At 41.7% G+C, this 18,451-nt stretch carries 15 protein-coding genes; 3 read left to right on the forward strand and 12 right to left on the reverse strand.

Features of this window, described 5'->3' with window-relative positions:
* Window positions 1–16 precede the first annotated feature (16 nt).
* Window positions 17–403, reverse strand: a complete 387-nt coding sequence (gene rpsI / locus D2V08_RS08535; RefSeq protein ID WP_119607609.1) for a 30S ribosomal protein S9 — start codon at window positions 401–403, stop codon at window positions 17–19.
* Entirely contained in the window at window positions 403–858 is a 456-nt protein-coding gene (gene rplM / locus D2V08_RS08540) for a 50S ribosomal protein L13 (RefSeq protein ID WP_119607610.1), read from the reverse strand. Before rplM ends, rpsI begins: the two co-directional genes overlap by 1 nt.
* Before the next feature lie 248 nt (window positions 859–1,106).
* Here rplM and D2V08_RS08545 point away from each other — a divergent pair, with 248 nt between their 5' ends.
* Window positions 1,107–3,758, forward strand: a complete 2,652-nt coding sequence (locus D2V08_RS08545) for a DUF5916 domain-containing protein (protein WP_119607611.1) — start codon at window positions 1,107–1,109, stop codon at window positions 3,756–3,758.
* Window positions 3,759–3,954: 196 nt separating this feature from the next.
* On the opposite strand, the gene D2V08_RS08550 is transcribed toward D2V08_RS08545, so the two are convergent.
* The 5 genes from D2V08_RS08550 to hppD all read right to left on the reverse strand — a co-directional run bounded on the left by D2V08_RS08550 (window position 3,955) and on the right by hppD (window position 9,891).
* Complete coding sequence (locus D2V08_RS08550; protein ID WP_119607612.1) at window positions 3,955–5,049, reverse strand: pyridoxal phosphate-dependent aminotransferase; 1,095 nt, start codon at window positions 5,047–5,049, stop codon at window positions 3,955–3,957.
* Between the two features lie 12 nt (window positions 5,050–5,061).
* Window positions 5,062–5,931, reverse strand: a complete 870-nt coding sequence (locus D2V08_RS08555) for a flavin reductase family protein (RefSeq protein WP_119607613.1) — start codon at window positions 5,929–5,931, stop codon at window positions 5,062–5,064.
* Between the two features lie 210 nt (window positions 5,932–6,141).
* Window positions 6,142–7,362, reverse strand: a complete 1,221-nt coding sequence (gene fahA, locus D2V08_RS08560) for a fumarylacetoacetase (protein ID WP_119607614.1) — start codon at window positions 7,360–7,362, stop codon at window positions 6,142–6,144.
* A gap of 158 nt (window positions 7,363–7,520) precedes the next feature.
* Window positions 7,521–8,678, reverse strand: coding sequence for a homogentisate 1,2-dioxygenase (locus D2V08_RS08565; RefSeq protein WP_119607615.1), 1,158 nt, complete (start codon window positions 8,676–8,678; stop codon window positions 7,521–7,523).
* A 79-nt stretch (window positions 8,679–8,757) separates the two neighbouring features.
* Complete coding sequence (hppD, locus tag D2V08_RS08570; protein ID WP_119607616.1) at window positions 8,758–9,891, reverse strand: 4-hydroxyphenylpyruvate dioxygenase; 1,134 nt, start codon at window positions 9,889–9,891, stop codon at window positions 8,758–8,760.
* Window positions 9,892–10,070: 179 nt separating this feature from the next.
* Here hppD and D2V08_RS08575 point away from each other — a divergent pair, with 179 nt between their 5' ends.
* On the forward strand, window positions 10,071–10,517 hold the full coding sequence (locus D2V08_RS08575; protein WP_119607756.1) for a MarR family winged helix-turn-helix transcriptional regulator: 447 nt from the start codon (window positions 10,071–10,073) through the stop codon (window positions 10,515–10,517).
* Here D2V08_RS08575 and D2V08_RS08580 read toward each other — a convergent pair.
* Window positions 10,514–11,251 carry a sulfite exporter TauE/SafE family protein gene (locus D2V08_RS08580; RefSeq protein WP_119607617.1) on the reverse strand — a complete coding sequence of 246 codons (738 nt, stop codon included), beginning with the start codon at window positions 11,249–11,251 and terminating at the stop codon, window positions 10,514–10,516. The two genes, D2V08_RS08575 and D2V08_RS08580, sit on opposite strands and share 4 nt — an antisense overlap.
* Window positions 11,252–11,309: 58 nt before the next feature.
* Window positions 11,310–13,142, reverse strand: a complete 1,833-nt coding sequence (locus D2V08_RS08585; RefSeq protein ID WP_119607618.1) for a glycoside hydrolase family 2 protein — start codon at window positions 13,140–13,142, stop codon at window positions 11,310–11,312.
* A 177-nt stretch (window positions 13,143–13,319) separates the two neighbouring features.
* Here D2V08_RS08585 and D2V08_RS08590 point away from each other — a divergent pair, with 177 nt between their 5' ends.
* Complete coding sequence (locus D2V08_RS08590) at window positions 13,320–13,883, forward strand: hypothetical protein (protein WP_119607619.1); 564 nt, start codon at window positions 13,320–13,322, stop codon at window positions 13,881–13,883.
* Window positions 13,884–13,936: 53 nt separating this feature from the next.
* On the opposite strand, the gene D2V08_RS08595 is transcribed toward D2V08_RS08590, so the two are convergent.
* From D2V08_RS08595 to D2V08_RS08605, 3 genes are all read right to left on the reverse strand, one after another.
* Window positions 13,937–17,215: a S41 family peptidase gene (locus D2V08_RS08595; protein ID WP_119607620.1), complete on the reverse strand. Its 3,279-nt coding sequence runs from the start codon at window positions 17,213–17,215 to the stop codon at window positions 13,937–13,939.
* Between the two features lie 104 nt (window positions 17,216–17,319).
* Window positions 17,320–17,595, reverse strand: a complete 276-nt coding sequence (locus tag D2V08_RS08600) for a thioredoxin domain-containing protein (RefSeq protein WP_119607621.1) — start codon at window positions 17,593–17,595, stop codon at window positions 17,320–17,322.
* 23 nt (window positions 17,596–17,618) lie between these two features.
* The gene (locus D2V08_RS08605) at window positions 17,619–18,437 is read right to left on the reverse strand and encodes an NIPSNAP family protein (RefSeq protein WP_119607622.1); all 819 of its coding nucleotides are present in this window, start codon (window positions 18,435–18,437) and stop codon (window positions 17,619–17,621) included.
* Between the last annotated feature and the right edge of the window lie 14 nt (window positions 18,438–18,451).

Here is an 18,451-nt window from a genome sequence, read left to right on the forward strand (position 1 = left end):
TAGCACCCATGGTATATTAACGTTTGGAGAATTGGAATTTCTTACGGGCTTTCTTCTGACCGAATTTCTTCCTTTCCACCATTCTTGGGTCTCTTGTCAACAAACCTTCTGGCTTAAGAACGCTTCTGTTTTCTGCGTCTATTTCGCACATTGCTCTGGACAAAGCCAAACGAACAGCTTCTGCCTGACCAGTGATACCACCACCGTAAACGTTTACTTTTACGTCGTAGTTACCATCTGTCTCAGTTAAAGTGAAAGGTTGTTTCACTTTGTACTGCAATGTACCAGTGGTAAAGTAATCGTTAAGATCTCTTTTGTTTACTGTGATGTTTCCAGATCCTTCGGAAACATATACTCTAGCCACAGCGGTTTTTCTTCTACCTATCTTATGAACCACTTCCATTATTTGTAGTCGTTTAAGTTTATAGCTTTTGGTTTTTGCGCTTCTTGTCCGTGCTCAGCACCGGCATATACCTTAAGGTTTCTGAACAAGTCAGCTCCAAGTTTATTTTTTGGAAGCATTCCTTTAACAGAGGCTTCAATGATGCGCTCAGGATGTTTTTCCAATACTTCTTTTGCGGAAGCAGAACGTTGCCCACCTGGGTACCCAGTATATCTTTGATATTCTTTATCCTCCCATTTGTTACCGGACATGTCGATTTTTTCAGCATTGATGACAATAACATTGTCTCCACAATCAACATGAGGGGTAAAGTTGGTCTTGTATTTCCCTCTAAGTATTTTGGCTACTTTAGACGCCAATCTTCCTAAGGTCTGTCCTTCAGCATCAACCAATAACCATTGTTTGTCAACAGTAGATTTATTGGCGGAAATAGTTTTGTAACTTAATGTATCCACTTCTCGAATATTATTGATTTAATAATCTATCCCGATTAACGGGCTGCAAATGTACAATTATTAGATTGAAATACAAACGGTTGATTTGGAATATTTTTCTACTTTTTTCAATTTCAATCTACGGGTTCGAAAAAGAGTCGCAATATAGTCCGTGAAAATGTTAAAAAAAGATTAAAAAAAATTTCTGCTGTAACTCATACGATTTTTATTGGTCTTTACTGCATCAATCTAATTCAAAAAACGAATCCGTGAGAAACGCAGTTCTGGTTTTCTTTAGTCTTTTCTTTGTTTATAACCTTCAAGCCCAAGACTCCACAGAGGTCATTATCAAAAAAAAATATACCACCAAAGCTTTGGGGGAATATGCCGCTCCAACCATTAATGGTATTTTGGAAGATGAGGCGTGGAATCTGGTAGAATGGGGCGGGGATTATATTGAATGGCAGCCCGATGAAAACACACCACCTTCCCATCAAACCAAATTTAAAATACTATATGATAGCAAGAACCTATATATAGGTGTACGTTGTTACGATGATGAGCCCGATAAAATTGTAAAAAGGTTATCCCGAAGGGATGGTTTTGATGGTGACTGGGTGGAGTTCAATATTGATAGTTATTTTGATAAACGTACAGCATTTTCTTTTACCATTACCGCAGCAGGGGTAAAAGGTGATGAGTTTATATCCAATAACGGTAACAATTGGGATTCTAGTTGGAATCCTATCTGGTATGCCAAGGCCCATTTGGATGATGAGGGGTGGACGGCCGAACTGCGTATTCCATTAAGTCAGTTAAAATTTGGGAGTGCCGAGGAGCAGGTTTGGGGTTTTCAGTCGACCAGACGATTTTTTAGAAACGAAGAACGCTCCGTGTGGCAACGCAAACCTGTGGACCAACCTGGTTGGGTAAGTGAGTTTGGAGAACTACATGGTCTAAAAAATATTGAGCCTCAAAAACAATTGGAGATTCAGCCTTACACGGTAGCAAAGACCGAAACCTACGAAGCAGAAGAAGGGAATCCGTTTCGAGATGGAAGCGAAAGTAATATCACCGCTGGATTGGATGCAAAAATTGGAATTACCAACGATTTAACTTTGGATTTGACGGTAAATCCCGATTTTGGACAAGTGGATGCTGACCCTTCGGCCATTGCTTTGGACGGGTTTCAGATATTCTTCCAAGAGCGTCGTCCATTTTTTGTGGAGAACAAGAACATCTTTGATTTTAGAGTATCTCAATCCGAAGCAGGGAATACATTCGGTTCCGATAATATTTTTTATTCCCGAAGAATCGGTAGAAGCCCGCAAGGGTATCCAGATACTGCAGACGATGAGTTTGTGGACCAACCGGATAATACCCCGATCATTGGTGCAGCAAAATTTAGTGGTAAAACCAAGGATGGGTGGGCCATAGGCGTGCTCGAAAGCGTAACTGCCCAGCGAACCGCTACCATTTTAAATGGTAATGGGAATGCCCGAAAGGAAATGGTGGAGCCCCTTACCAATTATTTTGTGGGAAGATTACAAAAGGATTTCAATCAAAGGAACTCCTATATAGGAGGAATCTTTACGGCGACCAATAGGGAACAAATTCCTGAGCAACTTAATTTTTTACATGATGCCGCTTACACAGGAGGTTTTGATTTTAAACACCAGTGGGCAAATAGGGATTGGTATTTGGGGGGTAATATTACCATGAGCCATGTTCGTGGTAGTGAAGAAGCCATTACCAATACACAGGAATCCATCACCCATTTGTTCAATAGGGTTGGTGCCGATCATGTTGCCGTGGATACCACAAGAACATCAATGACAGGAACAGGGGGTAATGTGCAAATAGGTAAGGTGGGTAACGGTCACTGGAAATTTGAATCTGGCGCCACATGGCGTTCACCGGAATTGGAACTCAACGATATAGGATTTCAGCGACAAGCTGATGACGTCCGTCACTATACCTGGATTGGGTATCAAACCCTAAAACCAGATAGCACGTTTAGGCGTGTGGGTATTAATTATAACCATTGGACGGCATGGGATTTTCAAGGCAATCATAATTATCTGCAGTTTAATACCAACAGTTGGCAAAACTGGAAAAACAATTGGAGAACCAACATTGGATTCAATTATGCGCCTATTGAATATTCCAATTTTGCTCTACGGGGAGGCCCTAGGTTAAGACAATCCCCTTGGGTGAGTTTTTGGAACGGAATCAATACCGATTATAGAAAGAAATTGCGATTTTCCTTCTTCCATAATGGAAGAAAGGCTCTGGATAATTCCATAAAGACCTATTATATGGAGGGTGGTTTTGTGTACCAACCTTTAAATGCATTGCGGATTTCAGTTTTTCCGTCCTTGAGAATCAATCAAGATAAATTGCAGTTCATTGATAATTTTGATGATGTGAATGGTTCGCCCCGCTACCTGAATGGGGAAATCAATCAGCGTACCTTGAGCATGTCGTTTCGATTGAACTATACTATCAACCCGAATTTGACCATACAATACTGGGGACAACCTTTTATTTCCAGAGGACGCTATTCCAACTTTAAACATATTATCGACCCCATAGCCAAAACTTTTGATAATCGATTTGTTCAGTATAACAATCAACAAACCAGTTTGGTCGATGGAACTTATGCCATTGATGAAGATTTGGATGGTGTGACCGATTTTAGCTTTGATGACCCCGATTTTTCTTTTGTACAGTTCCGTTCCAACTTGGTAATCCGTTGGGAATATATTCCGGGCTCGGAAATTTTCTTGGTGTGGTCGCAAGATGTGACTCAGTCGGGTAATCCAGCCGAAGGATTGTTGCCGAGCTTAGGGGATAATATTTTTGGACAAAAACCCCACAATATCTTTTTGCTGAAAGCAACTTATCGGTTTGTGTTGTAATTCTTGTCATTCCGCACGGATGCTGAGCGAAGCCGAAGCAGGATGCGGAATCCATTTTAGTCAAATCGTCAGTTCGAGTTTTTTCCTTCAGGAAAAAGTATCGAGAACTTGTTTCATGTTATTGAAATTCTGATTCTCGATACAATTTTTTCGTTTCACTCCAAAAACCACTCGAATTGACGAATTTAGATTAAGGCTATTTAATTTTCCGAAGCGCCTTTACCAAAGCTTCATTCGCCTCGGCATCACCTATGGTAATACGTACCATGCCAGGAGCTCCAAACTGCGAAACAGGTCGAACCATAATGCCTTCCTCCATCATTTTGTCCGTGAATTTAATTTCGGGCAATGGCGGGTCAATAATAAAAAAGTTGGCTTGGCTCGGCCAATATTTGATGCCCAATTCATCAAATGCCTTAGCAATAAAAGTCCTACCTTCCAGAACGGTTTTCACGGTTTCTTCAATAAATTCGGTATCGTTCAAAGCTCCGATAGCTGCTTCAATCGAGGTCAGTGGAAGCAAAAAAGGTTTGTGGATTAAGCGCACATAGCTGGCAATGGTCGCTGTGGTATATCCATACCCGATACGTTGCCCGGCTAAACCATAAGTTTTGGAAAAACTGTTGAGGCCAACCACATTGTGGCCTTCCAAAACATAAGGTAATGCGGTGACATAATCTTCGGCATCTGCAAAGTGGCGATAGACCTCATCAAATACAACTAAAATGTTTTTAGGAACACGGGCCATAAAATCATCCATCACGGATTTTGGAATATAGGTCCCCGTAGGATTGTTGGGACTTGTCAGGAATATCATCTTTGTTTTCTCGTTGATGGCGTTTAAAATACCCTCCACATCCAAATCGTAGTTGGGGGCTAATAGGGGGATATCGACCTGATTGGCTCCGTACCATCTGGAAAAAACGGAGTAGGGCAGAAAACAAGGGTTGGAAAAAATAACCTCGTCCCCTTCGTTGATAAAAGCCCGAAGCAGTATATCGATAACCTCCGAACCGCTATTGCCGCACAGAAACTGGTCGGCACTCAACTGACCATCAAAATCTTTAACCAAAGCCTCGCGTAAACGAATATCGGTCTGGTCGGGGTAAATATCGATGTTGTCCAAAGCAGCTTTCATAGCGGCAACCGCTTTTGGTGATGCACCCAAAGGATTCTCATTGGAGGACAGTTTGTATATTTTTTTATCGGTCGGGGGTATGTTTTTTCCGCCTTTGTATACTTCTTTTGGCACCAAATGGGCCTTGAAAATGGATGTTATGTCTTTTTTCATTTTTATCAAACTTTATAAGCCCTCCGCAAATAATAAATAGGCCATCGCTTTTACGGCATCTCCATTTTCCAATAGCTGTTTGGCCAAGATGTGTAATTCATCCTTGGAAGAATTTTGCACCCCTTCATTCTCGACAATGGTTTTAATGTCTTCCGTGGCAGGGAGACTTTCTAAGTTTCCCAATCGGCCCAAATTGTTTCCTGTGAGCACATCGCTCTCGCGAATGCCTTTTGGCAATGCATCTACACCAATTCCGTGCGTGCGAACAGGTTTCGGAATCTCGAACAAAGACTCTTTAATGGCTCTGATATACCAGTTGCCCCCCATACGGCCCACCAAATCCAATTTTTCGGTGTCTAGGACATTATCCGTCAAGTATTCGTCATTGATGTGAATCATATCCACTTGCGCAATAATCAAATTTCCAGCCCCAGGAATTTGTCCCAATTCAACTACTTCCAATACACGGCACTCGAAAGATACGGGTGCTTCGCCCACGCGTGGCGGTTTTACTTTGACACTGGGCACTTCGGTAAAACCAGCTTTCACGAACTCGTTCACATATTTGTCATAAGCTGTGCTCGAGAGTGACATTTGTTCTGCCATCGCATGGTTCACCACATTGATGACCACCTCTGGTACTTCCACCACATTTTGGTGCGTATGTTTTAAGGAATTGTCCCTGCCACTTCTTGTTGGGGAAAACACCATCACAGGTGGATTGGAACTGAAGACGTTAAAAAAACTGTACGGACTCAGGTTTACCTTGCCCTCGGCGTCCACCGTACTTGCAAAGCAAATCGGTCTTGGAGCTACCGCAGTCGATAAAATACTGTACAGTTCTGGTTGAGGTATTGTGGTTGGGTCTATGGTTTTGATCATATTTTATTTTTATATCCTTCCCGCACTTTGCTTTACTCATCATAAACTCCGGTGGGAATGTTTTTTAGTTTCTTATGTCATTTCTGCGCTTCGCTTTGCTCAGCATAAACTCCAGCAGGAATCTATTTAATTTTTTCAGTCTAAGTGACTGAGCGGAGTCGAAGTCATAATTTTAAATCAAGTAGTTTCGACTTCGCTCAACTACCAAAATTATTTTGCAGACAACACTTTAGTGGTCACCTCGCCAAATCCGACTCTAATATCGTCTTTTTGTGCATAACCTTTCATCGTGACCGTATCGCCGTCTTCTATAAATTTTCGTTCGTTCCCATCTTTTAGTTTTATAGGTTTTGTGCCTCCCCACGATAATTCGAGCATGGAGCCAAAACTATTTTCTTCCTTACCTGAAATGGTTCCGGAAGCCATCATATCTCCAATGTTAATGTTACATCCGTTTACCGTGTGATGCGCTAATTGTTGGGCCATATTCCAGTACATATGCTTAAAGTTGCTAAAGCAAACCGTGGTTTCATCACTTTGTTCTGGTGTGATGCCGACCTCTAGATTGATGTCGTAATTCTTTTCACCATCATACTTCAAATAGGGCAATACTTCGGGTTCTTGTTTGGGTCCTGCTAATTTGAAAGGATCCAAAGCCTCTAAAGTAACCACCCAAGGGGATATCGATGATGCAAAATTCTTGGCCAAGAATGGACCAAGCGGCACGTATTCCCATTTTTGGATATCCCTGGCCGACCAATCGTTAAAGAGCACTAGCCCAAAGATATAATCCTCGGCCTCTTTTGTAGAAATGGAATCTCCCAATTGGGTTTCTTTTCCACAAACGAATCCTATTTCCAATTCAAAATCCAAACGTCGCGTAGGACCAAAAACGGGAGCTTCTGCATCATTGGGTTTCGTTTGCCCTTTTGGACGATAGATGGGCTGTCCGCTTACGATAATGGAACTTGCCCTACCATGATAGCCCACGGGAATATGTTTCCAGTTGGGCAAGAGTGCATTTTCTGGGTCACGGAACATTTTGCCCACATTGGTTGCATGTTCCAAACTGGAATAAAAATCGGTATAATCCCCAATGGCAATAGGCATATGCATTTGGGCTTCGGATTGTTTCACAAAGAGTTCGGGCTTTCCGGCCAAAACCGAATTGTTGTCCTTTAACCAATACTGAATGTTTTTTCGGACCCGTGTAGTGATTTCTTTCCCAAGGGAAATAAAATCATTTAAAGTGTCTTTCTCCAGTAGCGCCGTGTTGAAATCGAACACATCCAATTCGGCGACGGCGGCTAAATCCAAAATATGTTCTCCAACGGCAACCCCTACCCGTGGACTTCTGTCCTGCGTAGAAAAAATCCCAAAGGGAATATTGTGAATCGAAAAATCTGAGTTTTCAGGTATTTCTATGATCATATATTGTTTTATATGTCATTCCCGTGAAAACGGGAATCTTATCTTTTCGTCATTTTGAACTGTCAGATTGAGCGCAGTCGAAATCAAAGTGAGAAATCTGGGGATAAGATTTCTCAATCGCTTCGCTCATATCGAAATGACATTCAATTATCTCAAATTTACTCCAACCACGATTTATAATACTTACCATCATCAATTTTGAGGGCGTTCTCTGTTACTTGCAATGGTTTAAAGGTGTCAATCATCACCGCAAGTTCCTCCGTGCCTTTTTTACCGATACTAGCTTCGTAAGTGCCGGGGTGCGGTCCGTGGGGAATACCTGCTGGATGTAACGAAATATAGCCGGGGCCAATACCGGTCCGGCTCATAAAATCACCATCCACGTAGTACAACACTTCATCCGAATCTATGTTGGAATGATTGTAAGGCGCTGGAATTGCTTTGGGGTGATAATCGTAAAGCCTGGGACAGAATGAACATACCACAAAAGCACCCGTTTCAAAAGTTTGGTGTACAGGTGGCGGTTGGTGCACGCGTCCCGTGATTGGTTCAAAATTATGAATGGAAAATCCGTAAGGGAAGTTGTAACCGTCCCAACCTACCACATCAAAAGGATGCGAGGCATAAACGAGTTGATGCAACATGCCTTGCTTTTTGATTTTCATCAAAAACTCTCCTTTTTCATCAAAAGTTTGAAGGTCCTGTGGCAATTTGTAATCACGCTCACAGAAAGGGGAGTGTTCCAAAAGTTGTCCGAACCAGTTTCGATACCGTTTAGGGGTATAAATAGGATGGAAGGACTCGGCGTACAAAATGCGGTTGTCCTCTGTATCAAATTCTATTTGATAAATCATCCCACGTGGAATGATGAGGTAATCCCCATATTCAAAAGGAATATTGCCCAAAAAGGTTTTCAATGTCCCTGTCCCTTTATGGATAAAGAGCATTTCGTCCGCATCCGCATTTTTATAAAAATAATCCGTCACGGATTTTCTTGGCGCGGCCAAACCTACGTGAACGTCGTTGTTCACCAATAAGGGTTCGCGCGCTTCCAAGAAATCATCTTTGGGCGCCACATCAAAACCAATGAACTTTCGGCTGGTAATATTCTTTTCTACCGCAATCTTTGGGCTCACATCCAACGCTTCACCAATTTCCTTGACCTGTGTGGGCCTGTGAACGTGATAGGAAAGTGAGGACATCCCATCAAAACCGATAGTTCCAAAAAGCTGTTCGTAGTAGAGGCTGCCATCGGGCTTCTCGAATTGGGTATGCCGCTTTTGCGGAATTTTCCCGAGTTTATGATAAATAGGCATTGCTTTAGTTTTAAGTGATAAGTGTTAAGTTATGAGCATAAATCAATACCCAAAACTTAACACCTATAATTTACAATTTTTAGTGCAATGTGCCTCGAAGCTCTTGCTCGCGCTCTATGGCTTCGAACAATGCTTTAAAGTTACCTTTTCCAAACGATTGTGCGCCTTTTCTTTGGATAATTTCAAAGAACATCGTTGGTCTAGGCTCAACGGGCTTGGTGAAGATTTGCAATAAATAACCTTCATCATCACGGTCTACCAGAATGCCTAATTCCTTTAGTGGAGCAATATCTTCATCTATTTCACCTACACGGTCGGTAACGGCATCATAATAAGTGGCAGGAACTCTTAGGAATTCCACGCCACGACTTCTTAAATCACGAACGGTTTTAATGATATCGTCCGTGGCCACAGCGATGTGCTGTACTCCTTCGTCTTCATAAAAATCCAAATATTCTTCAACTTGTGATTTTTTCTGACCTTCCGCGGGTTCGTTGATAGGAAATTTTATCCGACCGTTCCCGTTACTCATTACTTTACTCATTAATGCAGTGTATTCGGTCGAGATATCATTGTCATCAAATGATAAGATGTTCTTGAATCCCATAACATCTTCATAAAACTTCACCCAATGGTTCATTTTGTTCCATCCTACGTTACCCACCATATGATCCACAAATTTTAACCCTGTTGGTTCTGGGTTGTAATCTGGAGTCTCCCATTTTTTGAAGCCAGGCAGAAAAGTTCCGTTGTAATCTTTACGCTCCACAAAAATATGAACGGTCTCACCATAGGTGTAAATTCCCGCACGTACCACTTTTCCATCTTTGTCCTCCTCAACTTTGGGCTCCATGTAGGATTTGGCGCCTCTTTCCATGGCATTGTTATAGGCTTGGGTGGCATCATCCACCCAAAGGGCCACCACTTTAACCCCGTCACCATGTTTGTCGATATGTTTTCCGATTTCGGTTCCACTTTTAAGTGGGGAGGTAAGTACCAATCTAATTTTATCCTGCACTACCACATAGCTCTCGCGGTCTTTTAATCCGGTTTCCAAACCTGCTTGTGCGTAGGATTGAAACCCGAAGGCTGTTTTGTAAAAGTGAGCTGCTTGTTTGGAATTGCCCACATATAATTCGACATAGTCGGTCCCATTAATGGGCATAAAATCTGCGGATGTATTTGTGTCTTTTGGAAGTGTTGATGTCTCCATGATTATTTTTACGTTTTTATTGTTCAGTTTTATTTTGTTGCACCAACAACAAAAATAATAATTTTGAGATACGAAAACGATTTTGTTGACTGAAAATTGAGTTAAAGTTTATGCTGTATTCTGATGACTTAGAGCTGACAAAATCGGAATCCCTATTTTTGTGGCTATTCTTTAAAAAAATGCTTAATCGTATAGATGAAATACAGGGAATGGGGTTCCATTTGGATTTGGTGCTCCGTAAGATTCAAAAAGCGTATTTACGCAAATTTGATGAGCTTGGTGTGGATACGACCATTGAGCAATGGGTGATTCTCTACCAAATCTATCAACTGGGAGAGAATGCCAGTCAGCGTGATATTGTAAACGAAAACTTTCGAAATAGGGCCACAACTTCGAGGGTTATTGGCGGTCTGGAGCGTAAAGGCTGGATTTCCAAAACCCGTTTTGAGGGCGACCAAAAGCGTTTTAAACTGGAACTGACCCCGAAAGGACAGGAAATTTTGGACTTGACCTTACCCAGTGCACTTCAATTGAGAAAATTGGCTTTAAAGAACATTGATGATTCCGAATTTGAAACCTTTTTAAAGGTGTTGGACAAAATTGGTGGGAACTACGAGGAAAATTAGCCCAAATGGTCAAATCCCAATTTGGTAATGGTTGCCAGTCCAATGAGCAGAATTAAAATCAAGCTAATTTTTCTGAATTTGTCCTGAGGGATATAATGCAATATTCGCTTTCCCAAATAGGTGCCTACCAATCCAATGACGAACAAAAACGGTAAATAGGTCAATTCTTGTTTTCCAATGTATCCATTTTCGTAGTAGACAAAGGTTCGTGAAAAATCAATCATAAAATCGATAAAGGCAGAAGTGGCAATAAAAGCACTTTTTTCCAGATTGAAGGCGGCCATGGTAAGTCCCCGAATGGCACCTCCGGTGCCTAAAAGTCCAGCAGAGAAACCTGATAGTGCTCCTCCGATTACGGAATTTCTTTTATTGGGAAGTACTATAATTTCAGTTTTGATGAGGAACAAAAGGCTAAACACGACCAGAAAAACCCCCAATACAATTTCGAGTGAACCACTATCCACCACTTTGGATAGAAATCCTCCCGCAATTACAAAGATTACCGAAGGAACCCCAATGTAGAGCAACAATTTTTTGTCCAATCCTTTTTTGAACAGGAAAATCTTACTGACGTTACTTGAAAGGTGAAAAATAGCCGTCATGCCGAGTACCGAGTAAAAATCAAAGTAAAAGTTGCCCAACGGCACAAAGAATACCGAAGACCCAAATCCTCCAATGGTTCCTATAATCTCGGCTACCAGTGCCAGCAATAAAAAAATATAACTAATCTTCATGGTTTATCTATCAGCTAGAAAAGGGAAGTTACTCTTTTTACAGTATTTAATTCCTGACTTATTTCCAAGTATCATAAAATTCTTTGAGCACCCAAAAGGCTTTTTTCTTTTTGCCATCCTCGGAGATTAATCCTTTACGGTTATAATCATCTTGAATATGGGGAAGCGGTCTTCTTGGTGATCTAAAATCCACCAAGATCCAAGGTGATATTCCGCTCAATTGGTCAATTTTTTGCAACATGGCCAAGGTTTCTATGTACAAGTATTCTTGATATTCTTCGGTCCATCTTTCATTTTTATCTCCATGTAGACCTTGTTTGGCACCTGCACCAAATTCGGAAATGATCACAGGTTTGTTTTGAGTGATTTCCCATTGGGCGTCTCTACATGATTCGGGCGTACCCCCGTACCAACCCAGGTATTGGTTAAAACTGAGCACATCCACCACATCTGCCATAGGGTCATCAATATGTTTGATGTTGGGATTATTTGGGTCACTACTTTGTTCCAAGGCAGCACTGATCAATCGGGTTGGGTCGGTCTTTCGGGCGGTTTTAATAAGCTTGGTCAGAAAAGTGTTCCTTGCATCACTTACGGGGGTCTCGTTGGCCATGGACCAGATGATTACTGCAGCGCGGTTTTTATCCCGTTGAATCATTTCCAGTAATTGATTTTGAGCATTCGCGTAGGTCTTTGGATTGTTCCATTGAATGGTCCAATACACTGGATTTTCCTCCCAGACCAAAATTCCCATTTCATCCGCCAGTCGTACAATATGCTCGTTGTGCGGATAATGAGACAGCCGCACATAATTTCCGCCCATTTCTTTGATCCAGCTCAAAACCTTTTCAGCATCTGCTCTGGAGTTGGCCCTCCCTTTGGTAATCGGGCTCTCTTCGTGTAGGCTGATACCTTTTAAAAGGATAGGTTTCCCATTTAGGAGGATGTCGTCATCTTGTGTGGTAATGGTTCGGAAACCGATTTGATCCTGAAGCTCTTCGTCATTCGTTGTAAAGGATACGTCATAAAGTTTTGGATTTTCGGGAGACCAATATTCAATTTTTCTTGATTTGATTTCAAAAGTAGCTCGACCCGAAGTATCCGTAGTCAATTTCTTTTTGATACGCAGTTCAGGAATTTCAACCGTGACTTCATGGGCCAAATTCTTCCCGCCTTTCAAATTGACTTCACCTTTAATAATGTTGTTGTCTTTTGAATCTAAATGCACAAAATGATCCTGGATGAAAGTAAGAGGGGTTTCAATAAGCTTTACGTCGCGTGTAATGCCGCCGTAATTCCACCAATCCGTGTTTAGGGTGGGAACCCCTTCTTTGGTTCGTTTATTATCCACTTTAAAGATGATAAAGTTGTCCTTCTCTTTTAATAGATGGGTCACTTCAAAATTGAAAGGGGTAAAACCACCGATGTGGGTGCCCAGTTTTTCACCGTTTAAATATGCTTCGGTTTTATAGTTGGCTGCTCCAACATATAAGAATATTCTGTTTTTGAGGTTAGTCTTCGGGTAATCAAAAGATTTTTTGTACCAAATAGTGCCCTCGTAATAATATAGTTTTTCTTTTTGTGTGTTCCAGTCACCTGGTACCTGCATAGTGTCCGCTTCATCAAAATTATACTCAATTAAATCTGAAGGACTCTTTGGTTTTGTATTTGTGAAATAGGCATTGGTCGAAGGTTGTTCCTGTTGGTCAAAAGGTTCGTACCGATAATTGTAATATCCATTTTCATAAGGGTCCACAATATAGTGCCATGACCCATTGAGCGAAGTGGTTTTTCTATTATGGGTGTTAATCAAAAGAGCGTTGGTGTCTTGTGACCAGAGGTTGGTGCTGCAGGCCCATACAGTTAATAGGCCTAAAAAGATGTTTTTCATGTGCTTATGTTCGGTTCCTAAAGATAGAAAACTTGTGATTTATGTCATTTTAACCTAAAAAAATCTTAAAAAGTCTATTTAGGGTTAATTGAGCATATAAACTGGATAATCTATTGGACGTAGGGGCAATAAAACCACCTCAATTTTGTACCTGTATAATTTATATATACAATAGCTATGAAGAATACGAATTTTTATCCAACAATGTGGTCGACAGCTCCTTATATACCAAGTGTAATGACAGCGAAGTATGCTGCCGAAACCCATGGAGTTGAGTTGATCTTGAGAAATGAGGCCGCTAAGACGCTAAATGTTTCAGAAATGTCCCTTAACATTACCAAATTCTCGGCAATCGATGAGCAGGGTAATGAGCACTTTATTATAGATTTTCCTGGTCAGAACCCAGTAACCCTAAAAGGAATAGCTTCTGGAAACTTTATTCGTTCCAAGAGCGTACTTTCTTTGCCCGAAGGTAAATATACCGCATTGCGGTTTTACATAGCGGGTTGGGGCAACCAGTTTAAATATCAGGATGGTGTAGTGGAATCCGCCAACTCGTTCGACCGTTTGGATTTTCAGATTGAGGACGGTTTTACGGTGGAGGACGGTAACACCCCCGAAGTTAAATTATGGTTTGACTTTGCTCCCTACCAGTGGAAGCGACACTTTAAACCGCTTACGGATTTGTTTATAGGGAGCAAAAGTCAAAAACCGCGATTGGCAAATAGTTTTGGCAATTGATTATTAAGCTATGAAAAGGAATGAAAAAGGCACCGATTGGGTGCCTTTTTTAATTATCTATTGTCTTCTTTGTCATATCCTTCGGGACGTTTCCATCGCACAGGTGCGGGAGGTTCAGGTTTCATTATAAACTCTTGGGTTTCCAAAAGTCGTAGTGCTTCTTGTACTGCGCGTTCCAATTGTGGGTCTTTTCCTTGTACAATGGCCTTTGGATTTTGGATTACCTCTATATCCGGGGCAATTCCTTTTCCTTCAACATCCCATTCACCATTGGTATTGTAAAATCCACCTCGTGGAGCCACCATACGGCCACCATCAATAAAACGAGGGGTGTCCCATGTACCGACAAGACCTCCCCAAGTTCGGGTGCCTACTAAAGGGCCTAAATCTTTTTCCTTGAACATATAAGGCAACAAATCACCTCCAGAGCCTGCTCGTTCGTTAATAATCATGACCTTTGGACCCCAGATACCTGCAATGGGGCTTGTCCATGGTCTATTATCGTTGGCCTTGCTGTTAAAATAGCCGATAGGTTCCCTGGCCATGATGTCGATCATATAATCCGCTGCTGAGCCACCTCCGTTGTTTCTTTCATCCAAAATGACACCTTTTTTGTCCTGTTGGGAAAAATAATATTTGTTGAAGCTGCTAAAACCATTGCCGCTAGTGTTCGGTATGTAAACATAGGCCAATCTTCCATTGGAAAGCTTGTCTACCTTGTTTCTATTAGTCTCCACCCAGTCCATATATCGCAATTGGTACTCGTTGGCTACTGGTTTCACTGTAACCATTTTGGCATTGGTCAAGCTAGGAGTGCCATTTACAGTTATATTAACAGTGCGGTCCGCAGTTTGGGCCAGAAGCTCATAAATATTCTGATTAGCTTTTAGTGGTCTTCCGTTGATTGCCAATAGATAGTCACCGGCTTTTACTTCTATTCCTGGCATGGCCAAAGGGGCGCGTAACTCTGGGTTCCATTGTTCCCCAGTATATATTTTTTTGATTTTGTAATAGCCATCGACTATATCAAAATCCGCTCCCAAAAGACCTACAGGTACTCGGTCCACATCTGGCATATCCCCTCCAGCAACATAAGAATGTCCAATAGCTACTTCACCACTAAGAATGTCCACGACATAATTTAGATCTGTTCTGTGCTTCACATGTTTGATCCAAGGTTGGTACCAGCTATATATTTTGTCCCAAGGCGCTCCGTGCACATTGTCCACATACAGAAAATCACGCATAAAACGCCATCCTTCCTTAAAAATCTGTGCATATTCCGTTTGGGGATCAATCTTGATTTTGGCATCGATGGTAAGATTGTCCTCAGGTTTTGGTGTGCCCTTAGTATCGGTGATCATCCAACCACCTGCATTTTTTAGCAACGTAAATTCACCTGTGTCGGATGTAACCATATTGGTTACTCCATCAGCAAAATCTGTGGCCTTTTCTTCGGTTACATTATAAGTGTGAACTTTTAGGCCCGTTGCATTCGGAATAGCTTCTGCAACAAACACTTTATTTTCCGTTCCTGGTTGTAAAAATTGATAGTTACGTGCAGGAAGGTCGAGGGCAACAACTCTATCCTGTATGTTCGCAAAATCGATAATAACAGGTTTTACAATATCCTCGCTTTCCTCTTTATTTTCACTTTTTTTGGATTTTGACCCCTTTTCTGACTCTTTTTCTTCCTTTTTAGACAATTCCTCGTCCGTTGTGGGTAGATTGGGAGATTTGCCCGATGCGCTCAAAACCAGAGCATATAAACTGCGGGTGGTACTGGGGTCGTAAGAGCTCATATCCAGCCAGCCTGAAGCCAATCCGTAGTCTGTGCTGGCCAAAAAGTAAAGGTATTCACCCGATACGTCCCACACAGGACTGGTAGCATCTGCCGTACCTTCGGTTACCTGAACTTTTTTTCCTGTTTGAGTGTCATAAATAAATATGGCCTTAAAATGACTGTCTTGTTGTTTCTCGTAAGTAATCCAACGACTGTCCGGAGACCAAACAGGATTCATGGTACGGTTGGGGTGGGCATAACGGTCCGTATCAACCGCAGTGACTTTACCAGTTTTTAAATCGATGTACCACATATTGTAATCCGTATCCGTATAGGCAATGTATTGTCCATTTGGTGACCAATCCGGTTTAAAATAGAAGGTGGGATTTTGCAAAGGATAGGATTTTTGGTTTTGCCCATACTGATCGGACACTACCAATTGATATTCTCCACTGGCATCTGAAAACCATGCAATTTTATCCCCTTGTGGAGACCATATTGGATAGCGGTCGGCCACTCCTGAAGATTGCGTCAAGTTCCGCCAACTTCCTTTTTCTTTAGGGAAAGTAAAAATATCACCTCGATATTCAAAAATGGCCCTTTTGCCATTTGGAGAAATATTAGGGTTGGTAACTGCGTTGGGCGTTACATCTTCCCAGCGTTCACGGCTAAAGTTTAAATCTCCCTTTACGATGATGGTCAAGGGTTTACTTTCTTTTGAAGTTAAGTCCAACAGATGCAATCGGCCTCCCTGCTCATAAACAAGTCGGTTTCCGTTGGCATCCAAGTTTTTTACATCAAACTTTTTGTGAAAAGTAATCTGTTCTTCTGTCTTTGTATTAATGTCAAAGCTCCATATATTACTGGTATAATCACGTTCTGATAAATAATATACTTTGTTGCCGGACCATACTGGATATAAATGCCGCTCCTGATCTAGTTGTGGAGTAGTCGTTAGTTCATAAGTATTCAGATTTACAATCCAAATAGGCATAGCCTGTCCTCCTCTATAATTACGCCATTCTGGGTCCCATGAGGTAATGGGCGTATATGCTATATATAAACCATCTGCCGATATACTACCGTAAGCACCTCTGGGAATTTCCATTGCTTTGGGCTGTCCTCCGTTTGGTGAAACAGTAAAAAACTGACTCGTCATTGTGGGCCTAGCATTACGGGTGGACCTAAAAAGGATATCTCCTTCAGGTGTCCAACCCTGAACTTCATCCATAGCAGGATGAAATGTTATTCGTTTTGGAGTTCCCCCTGTAGACGGGATGACATAAACGTCGCTATTACCGTCATATTCTGCGGTAAAAGCTATCCACTGTCCATCTTGAGAAAAGTGGGGGTCCGATTCACTTCCCAGGCCACTTGTAAGACGTTGGGCTTCGCCACCGTTAAGTGGCGCTTTCCAAAGATCGTTGGCGTGTACAAACACCACGGAATTTTTGCTCAACGTTGGCTCACGGAGCAATAATGTGCCTTCTTGGGCCATCAAATGTACCGTTGCCAGTAATGCAATTCCCAAAAAATATATTTTTCTCATTGGATTGGTTTGAGGTTATTAATTGATACACGGGATAATCCCTCATTACCCTAAAAATACATAAAACAACGGAAGAGTTGTCGGACTTAGATATGAAAGGCTTTTTAAGATGATATCTTACTTAACCGTTTGAGTTTTTCCAACACTTCGTATACGGCAAAACTTCGGGCGAAGCGGTACATTTCCTTATCATCCGCCTTGATAATGACAACAGGCAGGGTAAATACCATGGACTGTCCTGTAAACTCAACTTCTTCCTCGACGTCCACCACGCGAATATTGACTTTTGGAAAATTTTCCTGTACGGCTTCCAGCAATTTTGGTTTGAGCACTTTGCAAACACCACAAGTTTTGCCCGTAAAATAAATCAGTTCTATCATATAATTCGTCAAGTATAACTCGCTTAATAATCGGAATACTCGGTAGGGTAGAGGAACCAAATGTCCGCATGGGAAACGTTGTTTTCATATTTGGGCAGGGCACTGAGTTCCTTCCACTCCGGTGAATCTACAAACGCTTCCCAATTTTTCTCTCTCGTGGCCATATCGGCATGGGTAGTCATGTACATTAAATTGGGCATTTTGGGCCCGGAAAGTACTTCGCCATAAAACACCGCATTGAAATCCAAACGGTCAAAAAGTTTTACCTCGCCACCTGCATTGAACATATCCACTTTGTTACGATAGTATTTTTCGGTGGGGGATTCGTAACTGCGCAATTCATAAATCCGTTCGGACCTTGGGCTGTCCAAATTAGGAACCTTCATCATGGGCATATCGGTAAAAGCCTGTAGTAGGATAGACTCTATATGATCATAGGGAGGATTGTCATAATTGGCATTGATGTATGCGTTGCCTGCTGTCACATATTCTTCATCTTCCATAAGTTGTTGGTCCAACACTTTAAATTGCTTTAAACTTTCAAAAGGAAGTAGCACGTAGGTTTTTTGTACCGTATCGGTTTCATTGGTGCGAAATTTAAAAACGCCGACCTTGTCAATGCCTTGCTTTTTTACGGCAGGCATAAAGGCATTTTTTAGGTAATTGTCCGTGGCCGATATCTGGTCTTCAGAGCTAAAGGAATAGATTTTGAGCTGATAGAACTCTCGTTCTTCTTGAACCTGTTCAGGTGGCTCCGTAGTTGCATCGGTTTCGGGGTTTGGATTTCCACAGCTTGCTAATGCTGCTGTAAGCAATAGCAAATGGAGTTTGATAGTTTTCATTTTATGTAGTTTAG

The organism is Flagellimonas lutimaris (genome assembly GCF_003581615.1).
Taxonomy (GTDB): Bacteria; Bacteroidota; Bacteroidia; order Flavobacteriales; family Flavobacteriaceae; genus Flagellimonas; species Flagellimonas lutimaris.

What these genes read in the sequence shown, in the direction of transcription:
- rpsI (WP_119607609.1), bottom strand. Translation starts at nt 403, where the DNA reads ATGGAAGTGGTTCATAAGATAGGTAGAAGAAAAACCGCTGTGGCTAGA.
- D2V08_RS08550 (WP_119607612.1), bottom strand. Translation starts at nt 5,049, where the DNA reads ATGAAAAAAGACATAACATCCATTTTCAAGGCCCATTTGGTGCCAAAA.
- D2V08_RS08555 (WP_119607613.1), bottom strand. Translation starts at nt 5,931, where the DNA reads ATGATCAAAACCATAGACCCAACCACAATACCTCAACCAGAACTGTAC.
- fahA (WP_119607614.1), bottom strand. Translation starts at nt 7,362, where the DNA reads ATGATCATAGAAATACCTGAAAACTCAGATTTTTCGATTCACAATATT.
- D2V08_RS08565 (WP_119607615.1), bottom strand. Translation starts at nt 8,678, where the DNA reads ATGCCTATTTATCATAAACTCGGGAAAATTCCGCAAAAGCGGCATACC.
- hppD (WP_119607616.1), bottom strand. Translation starts at nt 9,891, where the DNA reads ATGGAGACATCAACACTTCCAAAAGACACAAATACATCCGCAGATTTT.
- D2V08_RS08575 (WP_119607756.1), top strand. Translation starts at nt 10,071, where the DNA reads ATGCTTAATCGTATAGATGAAATACAGGGAATGGGGTTCCATTTGGAT.
- D2V08_RS08580 (WP_119607617.1), bottom strand. Translation starts at nt 11,251, where the DNA reads ATGAAGATTAGTTATATTTTTTTATTGCTGGCACTGGTAGCCGAGATT.
- D2V08_RS08585 (WP_119607618.1), bottom strand. Translation starts at nt 13,142, where the DNA reads ATGAAAAACATCTTTTTAGGCCTATTAACTGTATGGGCCTGCAGCACC.
- D2V08_RS08590 (WP_119607619.1), top strand. Translation starts at nt 13,320, where the DNA reads ATGAAGAATACGAATTTTTATCCAACAATGTGGTCGACAGCTCCTTAT.
- D2V08_RS08595 (WP_119607620.1), bottom strand. Translation starts at nt 17,215, where the DNA reads ATGAGAAAAATATATTTTTTGGGAATTGCATTACTGGCAACGGTACAT.
- D2V08_RS08600 (WP_119607621.1), bottom strand. Translation starts at nt 17,595, where the DNA reads ATGATAGAACTGATTTATTTTACGGGCAAAACTTGTGGTGTTTGCAAA.
- D2V08_RS08605 (WP_119607622.1), bottom strand. Translation starts at nt 18,437, where the DNA reads ATGAAAACTATCAAACTCCATTTGCTATTGCTTACAGCAGCATTAGCA.